Origin of the sequence: Gemella haemolysans (assembly GCF_012273215.1) — a bacterium.
Classification (GTDB): Bacteria; Bacillota; Bacilli; order Staphylococcales; family Gemellaceae; genus Gemella; species Gemella haemolysans_A.
This window is the reverse complement of record NZ_CP050965.1, coordinates 194,560-212,138: the sequence shown is the minus strand read 5'-3', so window position 1 is coordinate 212,138 and position 17,579 is coordinate 194,560. Positions and strand designations below refer to the sequence as shown.

General features: G+C 30.3%; 15 protein-coding genes. 2 read left to right on the top strand and 13 right to left on the bottom strand.

Annotation, left to right across the window (positions count from 1 at the left end; genetic code table 11):
- Nucleotides 1–7 precede the first annotated feature (7 nt).
- From FOC48_RS01065 to FOC48_RS01035, 8 genes are all read right to left on the bottom strand, one after another.
- On the bottom strand, nt 8–484 hold the full coding sequence (locus tag FOC48_RS01065; protein WP_003146789.1) for a hypothetical protein: 477 nt from the start codon (nt 482–484) through the stop codon (nt 8–10).
- A gap of 14 nt (nt 485–498) precedes the next feature.
- Entirely contained in the window at nt 499–1,146 is a 648-nt protein-coding gene (locus FOC48_RS01060) for an O-methyltransferase (RefSeq protein WP_003146790.1), read from the bottom strand.
- Nucleotides 1,147–1,372: 226 nt separating this feature from the next.
- Nucleotides 1,373–1,498, bottom strand: coding sequence for a hypothetical protein (locus FOC48_RS10080; RefSeq protein WP_003146792.1), 126 nt, complete (start codon nt 1,496–1,498; stop codon nt 1,373–1,375).
- 265 nt (nt 1,499–1,763) lie between these two features.
- The gene (gene pta / locus FOC48_RS01055) at nt 1,764–2,744 is read right to left on the bottom strand and encodes a phosphate acetyltransferase (RefSeq protein ID WP_003146794.1); all 981 of its coding nucleotides are present in this window, start codon (nt 2,742–2,744) and stop codon (nt 1,764–1,766) included.
- 12 nt (nt 2,745–2,756) lie between these two features.
- Nucleotides 2,757–2,876, bottom strand: coding sequence for a DNA-directed RNA polymerase subunit beta (locus tag FOC48_RS01050; protein WP_224207478.1), 120 nt, complete (start codon nt 2,874–2,876; stop codon nt 2,757–2,759).
- 57 nt (nt 2,877–2,933) lie between these two features.
- Nucleotides 2,934–4,205 carry a UDP-N-acetylglucosamine 1-carboxyvinyltransferase gene (gene murA / locus FOC48_RS01045; protein WP_003146796.1) on the bottom strand — a complete coding sequence of 424 codons (1,272 nt, stop codon included), beginning with the start codon at nt 4,203–4,205 and terminating at the stop codon, nt 2,934–2,936.
- Nucleotides 4,206–4,523: 318 nt separating this feature from the next.
- Entirely contained in the window at nt 4,524–8,873 is a 4,350-nt protein-coding gene (locus FOC48_RS01040; RefSeq protein WP_003146797.1) for a PolC-type DNA polymerase III, read from the bottom strand.
- Nucleotides 8,874–9,124: 251 nt separating this feature from the next.
- A complete protein-coding gene (locus tag FOC48_RS01035) occupies nt 9,125–10,825 on the bottom strand; it encodes a proline--tRNA ligase (protein WP_003146798.1) in 1,701 nt (566 codons plus the stop codon).
- 407 nt (nt 10,826–11,232) lie between these two features.
- On the opposite strand from FOC48_RS01035, the gene recU reads away from it, so the two are divergent.
- Together recU and FOC48_RS01025 are read left to right on the top strand one after the other, a co-directional pair.
- Nucleotides 11,233–11,808, top strand: coding sequence for a Holliday junction resolvase RecU (recU, locus tag FOC48_RS01030; protein ID WP_003146799.1), 576 nt, complete (start codon nt 11,233–11,235; stop codon nt 11,806–11,808).
- A gap of 6 nt (nt 11,809–11,814) precedes the next feature.
- Nucleotides 11,815–13,998 carry a transglycosylase domain-containing protein gene (locus FOC48_RS01025; RefSeq protein ID WP_003146800.1) on the top strand — a complete coding sequence of 728 codons (2,184 nt, stop codon included), beginning with the start codon at nt 11,815–11,817 and terminating at the stop codon, nt 13,996–13,998.
- 132 nt (nt 13,999–14,130) lie between these two features.
- Here FOC48_RS01025 and FOC48_RS01020 read toward each other — a convergent pair whose 3' ends face one another.
- From FOC48_RS01020 to FOC48_RS01000, 5 genes are all read right to left on the bottom strand, one after another.
- On the bottom strand, nt 14,131–14,418 hold the full coding sequence (locus tag FOC48_RS01020; protein WP_003146801.1) for a glycosyltransferase family protein: 288 nt from the start codon (nt 14,416–14,418) through the stop codon (nt 14,131–14,133).
- A gap of 65 nt (nt 14,419–14,483) precedes the next feature.
- Nucleotides 14,484–14,717, bottom strand: a complete 234-nt coding sequence (locus FOC48_RS01015; RefSeq protein WP_003146802.1) for a cytidylyltransferase domain-containing protein — start codon at nt 14,715–14,717, stop codon at nt 14,484–14,486.
- 134 nt (nt 14,718–14,851) lie between these two features.
- Entirely contained in the window at nt 14,852–16,105 is a 1,254-nt protein-coding gene (locus FOC48_RS01010) for a ferric reductase-like transmembrane domain-containing protein (protein ID WP_254263186.1), read from the bottom strand.
- Nucleotides 16,106–16,118: 13 nt separating this feature from the next.
- Nucleotides 16,119–16,874, bottom strand: coding sequence for an FAD:protein FMN transferase (locus FOC48_RS01005; RefSeq protein ID WP_155801213.1), 756 nt, complete (start codon nt 16,872–16,874; stop codon nt 16,119–16,121).
- A 34-nt stretch (nt 16,875–16,908) separates the two neighbouring features.
- Nucleotides 16,909–17,382: an FMN-binding protein gene (locus FOC48_RS01000; protein ID WP_003146806.1), complete on the bottom strand. Its 474-nt coding sequence runs from the start codon at nt 17,380–17,382 to the stop codon at nt 16,909–16,911.
- Between the last annotated feature and the right edge of the window lie 197 nt (nt 17,383–17,579).

Below are 17,579 nucleotides of genomic sequence, written 5' to 3'. Positions count from 1 at the left end.
TCGTTAATTAAATTTTATGAGAATAACTCTCTTTTTTCTTCATTAAAAATAAATTATATCTTTCATGATAATAATTTGTTGTTGCTGCAAAAGCTCCTCTTTCTATTACTATATACTCAGTCTTATTCAATTTATTAGGTGAATCATATGCTAGCAAGTTTAAATCCTCATATTTTTTAGATGAAGCATAACCTCCGAAAAATAAAACCATTACAAAAATCCAAAGAGTAGCAAATAAACCTATACCTATAATAATAAATTTACCAAATAATGAAGCTAAAGAATTACTACCAAAAGTGTTCATTATCCTAATGAGCATTTCCCAGCCTTTTATAATAATTAATAATACGGCTATATAGTATAAGTATGGATAATATATCATTATCAACGCATACTCCGTACTAGCTTCTAATATAGCATTTATTATAAATAATAAAAATAAGAAGATAAAGTATGCAGCTATAAAAAAATTAAATTTTTTCATTAACATATACTCCTCTATTTTCTCGTTGTTATAGTTATTCCATCTCCAAATGGCAATATTACACTCTCATAGTTTTCATGTTTTAGTAACCATTCGTTGTAATTATTAATTTTTCTAGAAAGTTGTTTTAAGTCTCTACTATGTTTAATAATACTTGGATCTGCAACCATTCCCTTGAATAGCACATTATCCGTAATAACTACAACATCTTCAGCAAAATATGGTTCATATAATTCAAAAAACTTTCTACTTTGACTCTTAGCACCATCGATGAACACTACATCATATGGTGCATTTGTTATAACTTCACCTTGAAGTTCTAATGCATCAGCATGAAGTAATGTTATTTTATCAGTAAGATTTCGCTTTTCAATATTGTTTTTTGCTTCGTTATACATCTTATCATCTCGCTCAATAGTAGTAACATTACAGCCTATTCTCTCAGCTAATTTAATTGATGTATAACCAATTGCAGTTCCTATTTCTAATAAATTCTTAGCTTTCTTAACTTTCAGCATTTGAATTAAAAATCTTATTCCGATTTTATCAATTATTGGAACTCTATTATCTTCAGCAAATTTCTCTAATTCTAAGTAAAATTCATCAAAGTCTTCTAACAAATCTATAACGTATAAGTCATCTTTTGATTCTATCGCAACCATGTTTACCTCCATATTTATACATCATTATATAATACCATATAAGTTGGTATAAATGCAATTATAAAGACTAAAAAAGGAAGTAACCTTATTAATCATGATTTTATAAAAATCACTAATACAAAGTTACTCCCACATAGCTTAAAATGAACTAAATCCATCTGAATAATAGAAAACTCTGACTCTTATCGAATTTACTATTTTTATCATCTATTAAAAATTTTTTGTTCTATTTTTTTAATCCTTTTCGTATGAAATCTATAGCAATATAGACCATGTATAAAAATACAACAAAACCAATAATATTACCAATCGGACTAGTAATTGCCTTATAAAAATAATCTAAATCATTCATAATTCACATCTCCTTTTTTACTACTTTATCATAATACTATTCCTTACAATATTCTAAAATAAATTATTATCAATGTCTCTTCTTTTAAATTTTAATAACCTATTTTTCCTTAATTTTCCCTTTTTTATTTGTAGAAACGAACAGTATTCATTACAATAAAGTCAACATATATTCTTTACTTAATTATACAAAATTAAGTAAGCGATATCAAAAAATTCCATGAAGAAAAAGAGGTTAACCAAGGTCAACCTCTAAATTTTAAATCTTATTTTTCAATTGCTTGAACAGCTGTAATTAATGAAAGTTTGTATACATCTTCTGCATTACATCCACGAGATAAGTCATTTACAGGTGCGTTTAATCCTTGTAAGATTGGTCCTACAGCTTCAAATCCACCTAGACGTTGTGCAATTTTGTATCCAATATTACCAGCTTCTAAGCTTGGGAATACAAATACATTAGCATCCCCTTGTACTTTTGAATTAGGAGCTTTTAATTTAGCAACTGAAGGTACAACTGCAGCGTCGAATTGTAATTCCCCTTCTACCGCTAATTCAGGTGCATTTTCTTTAACTAACTTAGTAGCTTCTGCTACTTTTGTAGTATCTTCAGTAACAGCTGAACCTAAAGTAGAGAAACTTAACATTGCTACTTTTGGATCAACGTTGAAGCTTTTAGCTGTTTTAGCACTTTCAATTGCGATTTCTGCTAATCCTTCAGCATCTAATGTTGGGTTAATCGCACAGTCAGCAAATACATAACGTTTGTCTTCTTTACTCATGATGAATGCACCACTTGTACGTTTTGTACCTGGTTTTGTTTTAATAATTTGTAATGCTGGACGAACAGTGTCTCCAGTAGAGTGAATTGCTCCAGATACTAATCCTTCAACTTCACCAGTGTACACTAACATAGTTCCGAAGTAGTTAACATCTTTTAATAATTCACGTGCTTTTTCTTCAGTTACTTTTCCTGCACGACGTTCTACAAACTTAGCAACTAATTCTTCTAATTTTTCGTAGTTTTCGTGATCGATAACTTCTAGGTTAGAAGCATCTAAAGATAATCCTTTAGCGATTTCTTCTACTTTTTCTTTTTTCCCAACTAACACAGGTTTAACATAACTAGTAGCGCCTAATTTAACAGCCGCTTCTAATACACGCTCATCATATGCTTCTGGTAGTACGATACGTACATTTTTCCCCTCTAATTTTTGTTGAAGTTCTACAAATAAATCATTTGCCATCTTCATTTCCTCCTAATTGTATATAATATCTTTAATATGTCTTATCGGCTTTAAGCTTAAAGCGTCAAATAAACTTCCCTTACCTAAAATTGTGTAGCCTAGCAATAATCCAATATAAAATATAATTATCATTAAGGCTATATTACGCAAGTATCTTGTTAACTTATCATTTAGTTTCATAATGAAATCCTACTCGTCTATTCTTTGAATATCTGCACCTAATTTTCTCATTTTTTCTTCGATGTCAACATATCCTCTATCAATATGATAAATATCAATAACTTTAGTAGTTCCCGTTGCCATTAATCCCGCAATAACTAATGCCGCTCCAGAACGTAAGTCTGTTGCTCTTACAGTAGTTCCTTCTAAATGAGGTAATCCTTCAATTAGTGAACTTCTACCTTCGATTCTAATCTTAGCATTCATTCTACGTAGTTCTTCTACGTGCATGAATCTATTTTCAAAAACTGTTTCTGTTATTGTACTTGTACCATCAGCTAAAAGTGTTAACACACACATAATAGATTGCATATCAGTTAAGAAACCTGGGTGTGGTAGAGTTTTAACATCTACAGGTTTTAAACTATCCAACTTATTACTTACACGCATAGAGTTTTCATCTACTACTTCAATGTTAACTCCCATTTCACGCATTTTACTCACTAAAGCAACATTATCTTTGTATGGAGCTCCTTTAATAAGAACATCTCCTTTAGTTGCTGCAGCTGCAATCATGTATGTTGCCGCTTCTACACGGTCTGGCATAACTGAATATTCTGTACCTACTAATTTCTCAACACCTTCTACAACCAAAATAGAAGTTCCTTTTCCTTCGATTTTAGCTCCCATTTTAATTAAGAAATTAATCATATCTTCAATTTCTGGTTCTTGTGCAGCATTAACAATTGTAGTTTTCCCTTTTGCTAAACAACTAGCCATAATTACGTTTTGAGTTCCTCCTACACTTGGGAAATCAAAGAAGATAGTTGTTCCTTCTAATTCTTTTTCTGCACGAGCTTCTACAAACCCTGCATCTTGAATAATTGTTGCACCTAGTGCTTCAAATCCTTTTAAATGCTGATCAATTGGTCTACTTCCAATTGAACATCCTCCTGGCATTGCTACTTTAGCACTTCCTTCACGTGCTAGCATTGGACCTAAAACTAAAAATGATGCACGCATTTTACTAACAAATTCAAATGATGCCTCTGTTAATAATGGATTTCTAGCATCCATTTCCAATGTATTTTCATCTGGTCTATAATCTATTTTCACTCCTAGACTCTCAAATAACAATCCGATTGTTTTAATATCTGATAACTTAGGAACGTTATAAAATTTACTTGTACCCTCTGTTGCCAATAATCCAGCTGCTAATATTGGTAAAGCTGCATTCTTTGCACCAGAAACTTGTACTTCTCCTATTAAAGGTGTTCCACCTTTAACAACTATTTTTTCCAAGTTGTTTCCTCCATCTCTATATTTACATTTTATATCACATATAATACTACCACAAATTAAAGAATAAATAAAGTTTGAATAATTATTTTAATATTTATTTTATTAAAAAATATAGTTTCTTTTATCGAATAATAAAAAACTAATTTAAGTTACATAAATGAATAATTATTATTTTTTATCACTTTTAATTCTAACTCTTAAAAAGTTATTCTACAAAAAATGATAATTTCATAAAAAATACTTTTTATGATTTTATAATTTTGTAGAATAACACTTTTTTATTTACTTTACTACATTTCTGATGAATAAAACTATCAATTACAATTCATCAAAGAAAGATAATTGGGCTTTTTCAGGTAATCCTTTTAATGTCCCCATCTCTCTTAGATACTCTACTACTGTAGATGAAACACTTCCTCGTTTTGAAAAATCTTCAATTGAAAGAAAGGCTTTCTCTTCTCTCGCTTGAACTATTTTATTCGCTACGTTATCTCCAAGACCTGGAACTATTGAAAATGGTGGAATCAGAGTATTTCCTTCAATGATATAATCATGGCTTGCTGATTTTTCTAAATCAACTTTTGAGAATGTAAATCCTCTCTCCATCATCTCATTTGCAATTTCATAACTTACTAGAGCATCTTTATCTTTATTCGATAATTCATTCTTATCTGTAGTTTTTATTTCTTTAATTTTTGCTTTTAGTGTTTCTGCTCCCTTAACAACCGTTATAATATCAAAATCACTCGCTCTAACTGAGTAATATGCACAATAATAAGTAAGCGGTTGATGAACTTTAAACCATGCAATTCTTAAGGCCATTAATACGTATGCACAGGCGTGGGCTTTAGGGAACATATATTTGATTTTTTTACATGAATCAATATACCACTCTGGTACATTATTGTCTATCATCGCTTTTTCAAAATCTTCTGTAAGACCTTTACCTTTCCTAACACTTTCCATTATTTTGAAAGATAAACCTTCTTCTAGTCCTGCATGAATTAAATATACCATGATATCGTCACGACATCCGATTACATCTTTAAGTTCACATGTACCATTTTTGATTAATTCTTGCGCATTACCTAACCAAACATCGGTACCATGAGATAATCCAGAAATCTGAACTAACTCTGAATATGTAGTCGGCTTCGTATCATCTAACATTTGAATAACAAAGTTTGTTCCAAATTCAGGTATTCCAAAAGTTCCACTCGCTGAATCTACTTGATCTCGAGTTACACCTAGTGCCTCAACTGTTGAAAAAATTCCCATTACTTCAGGATCAGATACATCTATTGTTTTAGGATCTATTCCTGATAAATCTTGAAGTTTTCTTATCATAGTCGGATCATCGTGCCCAAGTATATCGAATTTTAAGATATTATCATGAATAGAGTGGAAATCGAAGTGAGTAGTTCGCCATGGACTCGTTTCATCATCCGCCGGGAATTGATATGGCGTGAAATCAAAAATATCCATATCATTAGGGACCACTAGTATACCTCCTGGGTGTTGACCAGTAGTTCTCTTAGAGCCTTCACATCCTGCTGCTATTCTCTCTATATCAATACTTCTTTTTTCTACTTCATTTTTCTCATAATAATCTCGAGTAAATGAATAAGCAGTCTTTTCTGCAACTGTCGAAATCGTTCCTGCACGATATACATAATCTTCTCCAAAAATTTCTTTCGTAAAGTTATGTGCAGTAGCTTGATATTCTCCAGAGAAGTTTAAATCTATATCGGGTACTTTATCCCCATTAAATCCTAGGAAAGTCTCAAACGGAATATCCTGACCGTCTTTAATCATCTTCACATCACAATGAGGACAATTCTTATTCGGAAGGTCGAATCCTGAAGCATATTCTGCATTTAGGAAAAATTCACTATGTTTACACTTCGGACATACGTAATGCGGAGCTAGTGGATTAACCTCTGTAATCTCCATCATCGTAGCTACTAATGATGAACCAACAGATCCCCTTGATCCTACAAGATAACCATCATCTAATGATTTCTTAACTAGCTTATGTGAAATTAAATATACCACACTGAATCCATTACCGATGATAGATGAAAGTTCTTTTTCTAATCTTTTCTCTACTATTTCTGGTAACTGTTCCCCATATATTTTATGAGCCATATCATAACTTAGATTACGAACTTCATCTGCTGCTCCTTCAATATTTGGTGTATACAGCTTGTCTTTTAACGGAATTACTAATTCAATCATATCGTTAATTTTATGAGTATTTTCTATAACTATTTCTTCTCTTAATTGTTCATCAAGATAAGAGAATTCTTTTAACATCTCATCTGTCGTTAGAAATGTTGCCATAGGTTTTAAGTCATGTGCTCCAGGATTACTTTTCACCGTTAGTCTTAATATTTGTCGATAAACATGTTGATATTCATCCAAATAATAACAGTCTCCTGTTGCTACAACTATTTTTTCTTTTTTCTCAGCTAATTTTATTAATTTTTTCAGAATTTCTTCTAATTCAGCATTATCTGATATTCTCTCATTTCTTATAAAATTAGCATAATGATGTTTAGGTTGTATCTCTATATAATCATAAAAATCAATTATATTTTCCACCTTAGCTTCTTTTGAGTTTAATAATTCTTCAAATACTTCATTATCACCATTACCACTACCGATTAATAAATCTTCACGATATTGTTCTAATAAACTACGTGGAATTGTAGGCTTAGCTGAATTTAAATATTTAGTACAACTATAAGACACCAATCTAAATAAATCTTTCAATCCTTTTGCGTTCTTAACTAAAATTGAACATGGAAAAGTTCTAGAGCGTTTATGTGCAAGTTCTAAATCGATTTTTTCATCAATTTCATTATGATACTCAATGCCAAGTTCATACAATTGATCTAACATTTTCACAAAAATCTCTGCAGTAGCTTTAGTATCATAAATCGCTCTGTGGTGTTGCACTAAACGTACTTTGTATAGTTTAGCTAAATTACTAAGACCATGCCTTTTGGCCTCTTTATTTTCAGCACGAGAGACAAATAACGTATCTATACTAGCATTATTTTTATTCTCTAAACCTAGGCGCTCAAAACATGTATCTAAGAACCCAAGGTCAAATTTAGCGTTGTGCGCTACTAATATATCATCTTTGTCTAACCAATTATAAAAGTTAGTCATAACTTCTTTTTCTAATGGGGCATCTCTAACATCATCATTAGTAATACTAGTTAACCTTGTGATTAATTCTGAAATAGGTCTTTGAGGATTAATGTAACTTTCAAAACTATCTATTTCAGTTCCATTTTTCACCTTAACCGCAGCAATCTCGATTAGTCTATCACGCTCGGCAGAAAGACCTGTAGTCTCAACGTCAAACACAACATAAGTTGCATCTTTTAATTTAAGATTCTTTGGGTTAGTTGTAGCAGTAATACTATCATCCATAATAAAGGCATTAAGACCATAAATAGGTTTAATATCTTTTCCTTTTGAACTTAGACAAATTTCTGGATATGCTTGAACTCCATAAGTATCAGTGAAAGCAATAGCTTCATGTCCCCAATCCATAGCCCTAGCTATATATTCTTTCGCAGAAGAAATACCTTCTAGCTGACTCATTTTTGTATGAGTATTTAACTCTATTCTCTTTTTACCGCTATAATTATCTTTCTTTTCATCTTTGTGAGCAACTTCAATGGACTTTGGTTCTATAATTGTATCTCTTAAATATGGATCATTACTAACACTTCCATGAATCTTAAGCCATTGCCCTTTTTTTATTCCTTTTACTAAATCGATAAGTTCATTTCTTCTTTTATTTTGAAACTTAGAATTAGGATTATTACCAAATAGTCTTAATATAATAGAATCACTATAGTCAGTAAGTTTTAAGCGGTACTGACTTGAACCATTTCTATGAATAATTTCTTCAGTTCCAAAAACTTGAGCCATTATTGTTACATCGCCAGCATAACCAATAACATCCTTAATCTCTACAATATCTTCATCTCGGATTTCTTGACCATAACGAGTTCCTCCACCTCCACCGAAGGCAGCATATTTTTTCTCAGGTTCTTTTGGTTTTCTCTCCGCATTTTTCTTATCAATTTCTTCTAGTTTTACGATTTCCTGGGAAATTTTCTCTTCCTGACTTTCTAACACCGCTTCTACATCAGTTTTAGAAAAATTAGGAATGATATCTTTAATTGAAATGCCAATGTTAGAATAACTACTTATTATCTGTTGTTTTCTCTCATTAATAAAATTATTCCAAATAGATGGAGCCATTATCTTCATAGTTAAAACATTGTTGTTTACATCTATTTCACTAAATAAAATACTCTCTAATAGAACTTGAGATATTTCTGAAAAATTCTCTAGTATTATATATTTCCAAAATTCTTTTATTTGCTCATCAGTTGCAATATTGCTTGTTTTTAATCGATAATTAACTATGTAATCACCCATAAAACTTTCTCGTAATTTTTGTATAAGTAATGTTAATTCATCCACTAATGGCAAAGTTTCACCACTGAAATTAAATGTCCATATCTTATTTTTATTATCTTTTTCTATATTATCTAAAGAAAAATTAATAAGTTTTGAGCCGGCTAATCTTTCTTCTAATTCTAATGTTTTAACCAATAAAGAAAAATGTTTATTACTCATGCTTCCTCCTATAGTTTTACTAAATCGACAAATTTTTATAATAATTATCGACTAAACGAAAAAAATCCATTCATTTTATTACTAATTTAACAAAATGAACTAGCTTTTCAATAATACATTATTATAAATTATCAACACAATATAATTTTACACTTATTTAAATTATACTAAAAATACCAACTAAAAACAAATGGTTATTTTCTATTAACTATTTATTTTTAATTGGTATTTATTATTTTAACTTTTTCTTATTATTTGTAGAATGCTTCTACTTTAGCTAATACATCAGCAACTTCTGTATCAACTTTTTCTAAAGTTTTTCTTTCTTTAACTTCTACGATTCCTTCACCAGCTTTTTTACCTACAACTACTTGTAATGGAATACCGATTAAGTCCGCATCGTTAAATTTAACTCCAGCACGTTCTGCTCTGTCGTCATAAAGAACTTCATAACCAGCTGCAGTTAATTGAGCGTATAATTCTTCACTAAGTTTTACTTGTTCTTCTTTCTTAACATCTACACACACTAAGTGAACTTGATATGGAGCTACTTCTTTAGGCCAGATAATTCCTTTGTCATCACTGTGTTGTTCAATGATTGCTGAAATAACACGAGTTACCCCAATTCCATAACAACCCATATAGAAGTGATTTGCACGACCATTAGCATCTAAGTAAGTAATATCCATAGATTCTGAATATCCTTTACCAAGTTCGAACACTTGTCCTACCTCGATACCTTTAGCAAATTTAATTGGTCCTGATAAGTCTTCAGCTAAGTCTCCTTCTTCAATCATACGAAGATCATAGTGAGCATCAATCTCATAATCTCCTGGATTTACGTTAATATAGTGGAATCCTTTTTTGTTAGCTCCACAGCTGTGGTTGTACATGTATTTAATAGCATTATCACCGATTACTTTGCAGTTTTTAATGCCAAATGGTCCCATGTAACCTACTACTCCACCCATAACTTCTTCAATTTCTTGCTCAGTTGCCATTTCTACTTCAGAAGTTCCTGTAGCTTTCATGAATTTAATATCGTTAAGTTGATCGTTACCACGCATAAGAACTAAATAGAATTCTCCATCCGCTTTTAAAGCTAATGCTTTCATCGCACGATTCACATCAACACCACAGTATGCAGCGATATCATCAATAGTTTGTTGATTTGGAGTTTCTAATAAACTACGCTCTTTTTTCTCAAAACCAGTTGGCATAGTGTAGTTTTGTTCAACTACTGCTGCGGTTTCAATATTTGCTGCGTAATCACTCTCTTCAGTATATGCAATAGTATCTTCCCCAACTTCTGCTAAAGCTTGGAACTCATGAGTATAACTTCCTCCAATATTTCCAGAGTCAGCTTTTACCGCACGATATTTAAGTTCAAATCTATCAAAAATATTACTATATGCTTGATAATAATCTTTATAAGTTTCTCTTAAAGATTCTGGAGTATCGTGGAAAGAATAACCATCTTTCATGATGAACTCTTTACAACGTAATAAACCTAAACGTGGACGAATTTCATCACGGAATTTAGTTTGAATTTGGTATAAGTTTACTGGAAGTTGTTTATATGAAGTTACCATATTACTAACTGTTTGACATATAATTTCTTCAGCCGTTGGACTTAATGCATACCCAGCATTTTTTCTATCTGTAACACGAATTAACTCGTCTCCCATTTTGTTCCAACGACCAGATTTTTTCCAATATTCATCTGATTGTAAAATTGGCATTAATAATTCTACAGCACCAATTTTTTCATGTTCTTCTCTTATAACTTTTTCAATTTTTTGAATTACTCTTGTAGCTAAGGGAAGATGAGTGTAAACTCCTGCAGATACCTGCTTCACCATCCCCGCTTTAATAAGCAACTTGTGACTTGTTGCTTCTGCAGAGGATGGTACTTCTCTAGTTGTTGGAATAAATGTTCTTGATTGTCTCATAACAATACCACCTCTCATTTTTAAAATTACCTATATTATATCACAAATCTTATACTTTTTTTCAAAAATATTCACTTTTTTATAAATATATTACTGTATTACTCACCTGCAATTTATTGTTATTAAATTTTAAATATTACATTTAAAACTATAATCAATGTTGCTCTCACTTTCTATTGTAATTTTTTATTAAACACATTCTCCTAAATTTAATACTGTTATATATCTTTTTTTATCATACTAATAGCGATTTTCATTATTACTAATTTATCAACACTTCTTAATCTTTATCTTGTGTTATTTATTTTTTAATATTTTTCAAAAATATCATATTTTTAGTTGTTACTAATTTAATTTTTTTCGATAATATAGTATAATTAATAAGATAATTATTTATGGAGGGATATATGTTTAATTATCCTAATAAAAAAGGTAATTTTATTCAAAAAACTAAATATTCTAATCGAGGTATGGAACTTGAAGAGGATATAAATTTTGCGAATAAATATTACTTAAATAATGACATAGCCGTAATTCATAAAAAGCCAATTCCTATTCAAATTGTTGAAGTTAATTATCCTAGTAGATCTAGCGCTATGATTACCAAAGCATTCTATAAAACACCTTCTACTACGGATTACAACGGTCTTTGGAATGGAAAATATATTGATTTCGAGGCAAAAGAAACTAATTCAGCCACTTCGTTTTCTCTAAATAATATCCATGATCATCAAATCGAACATATGCAAAAAATTTTAAATCACGGTGGAATAACTTTTATTATAGTTCGTTTTAAAAAAATAGACAGAACTTTTATTTTACCATTTAAAAATTTTATTTTCTTTCATGAGCGAGCTAATAACGGAGGAAGAAAATCTATTAAACTTAGCGAATTTGAAAAATCGGCATTTGAATTATCATTCAACTATAAAATAAGATTAGATTATTTAAATATTATAAAAAATAATGAAAGTGAGTTTTAATAACAGATGAAAACTTTGTTTAAATATATAAGTTCAATCTTTTTTTCTATCTGCTTAGTATTATTCTTTGTTGTTATGATACTGTTTGCACGTGAATTAAGAGATGTTCCTGATATTACTCAGGCTAACTTACAAGATCCTTTATCATCGGAAATTTATGATAAAAATCTTAATTTAATTGCTACTGTTGGAGCTGAAAAAAGAGAATATGTATCATTAGAAGATATTCCTAAAAATATAACTGATGCGGTTCTTTCAACAGAGGATACAAGATTTTATTCTCACCTTGGGATTGATCCTATTCGTCTTATCAAAGCAGTTCTTGTTAACATACGTTCTAATTCTGCTCAACAAGGTGCCAGTACAATTACACAACAAGTAGTAAAAAATTCATTACTTACATCAGATAAATCGTTACAACGTAAAATTCAAGAAGCATACTTATCTTTAAAATTAGAAAATAAATACTCTAAAAAAGATATATTGGAAATGTACATGAATAAAATATATTACTCTGATGGCCAATACGGTGTAAAAACAGCTGCCAAATATTTCTATAATAAAGAATTAGATCAGCTAACTTTACCTCAAGTTGCTCTTTTAACTGGTATGCCTCAACAACCAATATTATATAATCCTTACGATTATCCTGAACAAGCTAAAGAACGACGTGATACTGTATTATATGCACTTTTAAGTAATGGAAAAATCTCAGAAGATGAATACAATAGTGCAGTTAATACACCAATTACTGAAGGTATTGTAAGCAAAACAAAAGAAGAAAGAGCTAATCAACACACTTATAATCCTAAGTTTGCTGCTTACATAGATCAAATTACAAAAGAATTAAAAGAAAATAAAAACTTTGAAAATGTTAAAGATCCATTATCTATGGGATTAAAAATTTATACTAACTTAAATCCCGAATTACAAATGTATGTTCAAGATATGTTAGATAATCAATCTTACCCAATGACACCACACGCTTCTCAAGCAGCTATATCTGTTCTTGATACTAAGTCAGGACTTATTGAAGCTATAGGTGGAGGAAAAAATTATAAAGCTGGTGGTTACAACTTCGCAGTAGACGCACGTGTACAACCCGGTTCTTCAATTAAACCTCTAATCGACTATGCTCCTGGTATAGAGTATTATGGTTGGGATCCACAAACAACATTTTCTGATACACCTTATAAAATTGCTGGAACTAATTTTTATATTCAAAACTGGGATAGAATTTATCATGGAACAGTACCTATGACTCGTGCAGTAGCTTGGTCTTACAATATTCCAGCAGTACGTGCTTTTGAATCTGTTGGATATGAAAGAGTTAAACATTTTGCTGAAAAAATCGGAATTCCTGTTACCAAAGATGAACCGACTACAGCAATAGGTGGTAACGTTGACGGTGTTTCAACTTTACAAATGGCCGGAGCCTTTGCTTCATTCGGTAATAAAGGTTACTATAATAAACCATCTACTATTGTAAAAGTATTTAATGCAAATGGGAAAGAATTAGTAAACATTAAATCCGAACCTGTAAAAGCAATGTCAGAAGAGACAGCTTATCTTATGACAAACGTCTTGAAAGGTGTTTTAACTGAAGACGGAACATCCCCTGATGGTAAAATACCAAACTTTGACATGGCTGGTAAATCTGGTTCTAGTACCTTTGATGACAATGCATATTACAATTACGGAATTGATGTTGCAAATTCAACTAAAGATAGTTGGATGATAGGTTATACAACCGACTATACTGTCGCTGTTTGGCAAGGAGCTGATGTAGTCGACTCAGCATCAAAAGCCCTTTCTTATCTACAAGCAAAAACAACCCAAGTTATAATGGCAAATGTTCTGAAGAAAGCTTCCGATAATAAAGTTCCTGCAGCATTTGAAAAACCAGCAGGAATCGAGTCGAAAAACGGTGTTGAATACGCTAAAGAAAGAAATAAAGAAACCGATTATATGTATGCTGGTAGTGATCGTGATGCTGTTTATCAAGCAGCGCTCGCACAAAAACAACGTGAAAATCGTTCTGCATTAACATCAGTATTTAATTCACTAACAAACTCAGCTACTAGAGCGACTACAAATCAAGGTACATCAAATTCTAGCGCTACATCACAAGCAAATTCAAGAGCGTCTGCTAACACAACTAGAGCTGCCCAAAATAATCGCAGACGATAAAACAAAAGAATCGTAAGAAACAAAAATTTCTTACGATTCTTTTATTATTAATTCATAATTTTCTTATATGTACTCTCACAGATGAAAAAATCTAACTCATCATCAATATCATAACTATATATTTTTTCCATTTTAAAGATTTTTGTTTTTTTTTGAATAAAAAGTTTTATCCCTTAGATAATTATCTTTTGTAGATAGCCATATTGAACCATTTGGATAAATATTAATTGGTTCATCCTGTCTTCTATAGTCACCACCACGCCTTGAAGGTATCAAATATCCATCATTTTCATCCATAAATAAACTTTTATTTAATCTATAATTGCTAAATGACACTAAATGATCACAGTCTACAAATGAATCAAAAGCATCTAGTATATGCTCTTTCTTTCTTATCGCTGATGTGACTTGCAAATTCATAAATATAAAATTTTCTTGTATGTCTTTAAATAAGTAATTTAATGTATCAAATGTCGTTGAAGAATCTAGTGAAACATTTTATCACGAATCTTATAAATACATTTCTCACCATATTCTTCTTTACAAATATCTAAATATTCTTCTGAATCAGAAGATATCCATACTTCATCAAATTTGCCACTTTCTAATGCCACATCTATAGTATGAAAACATAATGGACTTCCACAAAATAGCTTTATATTTTTATCTACTAGACCCTTTGAACTTTTTCTTATTAATATAATTGCAATTTTTTTCAAGTTTATCCTACTTTCTTACGATGTTGTATCATTGATTATTATAACATCATAATTCATTTTAGACTATACGATTACATAATAAATAAAAAGGTTATACGGCTAACTATACCCACACAACCTTTTTAATCTTTAAGTTAGAAATTAAATCCTTCATAGAATATTCTATTTTTATTTATCCCTTTTTCTTTTAATAGTTTTTCATATGAAATATTCATCACCATTGGGCCTGCAATAATATAATTATATTCATCACCGATTGGTAAATAATCACTTAATTGTTCAGAAGTAAATCTCCCATTTTGACAATATGATTTAAAATTACTTCTTTCATTCCACAATTCAAATTTTTCTTGATATAATAATTTCTTATCTTCTTTCGCAGTATATAAAAATGTAATATCTTTATCATCAAACTTATCAGCTAATCCAAGTAAAGGTACAACCCCAATTCCTCCTCCAATAAGAACAAATTTTTCATTCTTATCAGATTTTTCTATCATTGAACTTAGAACTCCATACCCTCTAGTTAAATTAACTTTTTCTCCTACTTCTAAGTTAGACAGATTTTTAGTGAAATCTCCTACTCCTTCTATCGACATTTGAACATACCCATCACGTTCTGGAATATTTAAAATAGAAAATGGATGAGGTTCTTTCATTCCTCTTACATTAGGAAAAGATATAAATGCAAAATCTCCTGCTTCTATTTTTCTTAATACTGATTTACTAGTAGTTATTGTTAATTCAGTAATATTATTATCAACTTTTCTCACATTTTTTAAAATACCAACTTGAATATTTAAGTATTTGTTGTACGCATAGTACCCATATGCTCCAAACACTATAACAGTGTATAAAATAACTAATACTGTAAATGGAACTATACTTCTAATATAAGGAATCAGAAGTACATGTAAAAATGCAAGTACCGCAGCTACTAAATTAAACCTATGTATCCACATAGATAATTCATGTTTAAATATTTTTTCTAATACTTTCTTTATTTTCATCAAAATACTAATCCTTGAAGTTAACCAACCTGCCATAAAAACAAGAGAATACGCAACTATTGCGATAAATATGTTCATTGACCATTCACCAGTGAATTTTATAAGTCCTGACGATTTTAAAAGTTGATCGTGTAAATGCATAAAGATTACAGCAAAAATAGCTGTTACTCCATGAATTATATACATGTCAGGTAAACCTATTATTCTATCTAACCATTTAGGTTGAGTTGACAGAAATATTGCTGAAAGCATCCATGAATATGCAAATACTCCTAAATTAATCGCTAATACTCTGCTTCCATACACTTCAGGTAAACCATTTCCTACTGTTATTATCAATGGTAATGGTATCGTTAATAATACTATTAACCAAATCATATTAAATATGAATTTATGTTCTCTCAACATCTATTATTTTTCCTTCCTCTAAAACTCTTTTAATTCCTTCTTTTGTTAATAAAATTCCAGATAACTTATTTTTTTCTACAATTTCACGCCAAGTATTTTCATCAGTAGCAACACCTACTGTTGCCAATACATCGACATCCGATAAATATTTTCCAACTACTGTAACTTGAATATGTTCAAGCTTATTTTCAGTTTTAATATGCTGACCTTTTTTACTAATCCCCGAGGTTGCCACAGCTCCATTTTTTATGCTGTATCTGGCTATTATTTTTTCTCTATCCTCAGGATTTTCTATTCCTATCTGCCAAGAAAAATCACTATCAGAACTAGTACCTACTTGCATATCCCCAGCTCCATTAATTGCACCAGCTTCTATAATATTATTATCAATTAGTGGCTTTATATATTTTGTAAAAGTATTTTCTATAGCCCAACCTTTAACAAATCCTGTCGGATTATATTTTCCTTCAAAAAACGGATCAAATAATCCTTTAGTTTCTTTCTTTGCAAAAATTGAACGGCTATAAACTTCTTGATATTCTAAATCAAAAAAATTTTCTTGTAAAACTTCACCTATATCTGTATGTTTACTAACTAGGCTATTCGAAAGAAACGGTGAAAATTTTTCTTCTACATTTTTTAAATATTTATCAATCTCATCAATAATTTGATCCAACGCTACAACTAAAGTTTCATCAAATTTATTATTTACTAAAGAAATAGTAAAAGGTATATTCATTCTTTTCAAAACATAAGTTTTATACTTAATCATCTTATTTTGCCTTATTTAAAGCATCTTGTAGTGAACCTTTGAAACCTTCAAAAGTCTCAGAAGCACCAGATACCAATGCAATATCACTACTTTGTGCTTCTATAGCTTCTTCTACATACTTAGGTAAAGCTGTTTTGTTAATACTTTGTGAAAATTCCTCGTCAGGTTGAAGTAGTACGTTTACGTTAGAAATCTTTCCACCCTGAACAACAACACTTACTTGAAAATCACCTTTGTTAGTTTTTGTTACTGCACCAGTGTAGGTACCATCTTTATACGTTACTCCCTCTTTTGTTGAAGAAGTTGTATTATTGGTTGTATTTTTTGATTCTTTATTTTCCGCTTGGTTAGTCTTCTGTGTTTTTTGATTTGAAGTAGTAGTTTGTATACTCGGTTTTACAAAAGTATAATAACCTGCTGTCAGTGCAGATGCTCCTACAACTCCTATTAAAGTCGCTTTCTTTACTTTACTCATATTTTCTCTCCTTTAATTTATACTTTTAAAGATAATATACCATGTTTTTAATATATACCCTACTAATTTGCATCTTGTGATTACAAATTAATTATTACTGATATAACAATTACAAAGTTAATAAGTATCTACTCAATTTGATTAACATTATTCTAAAAAAAAATCTTTAGAGATATTTTTTACCTCTAAAGATTTTT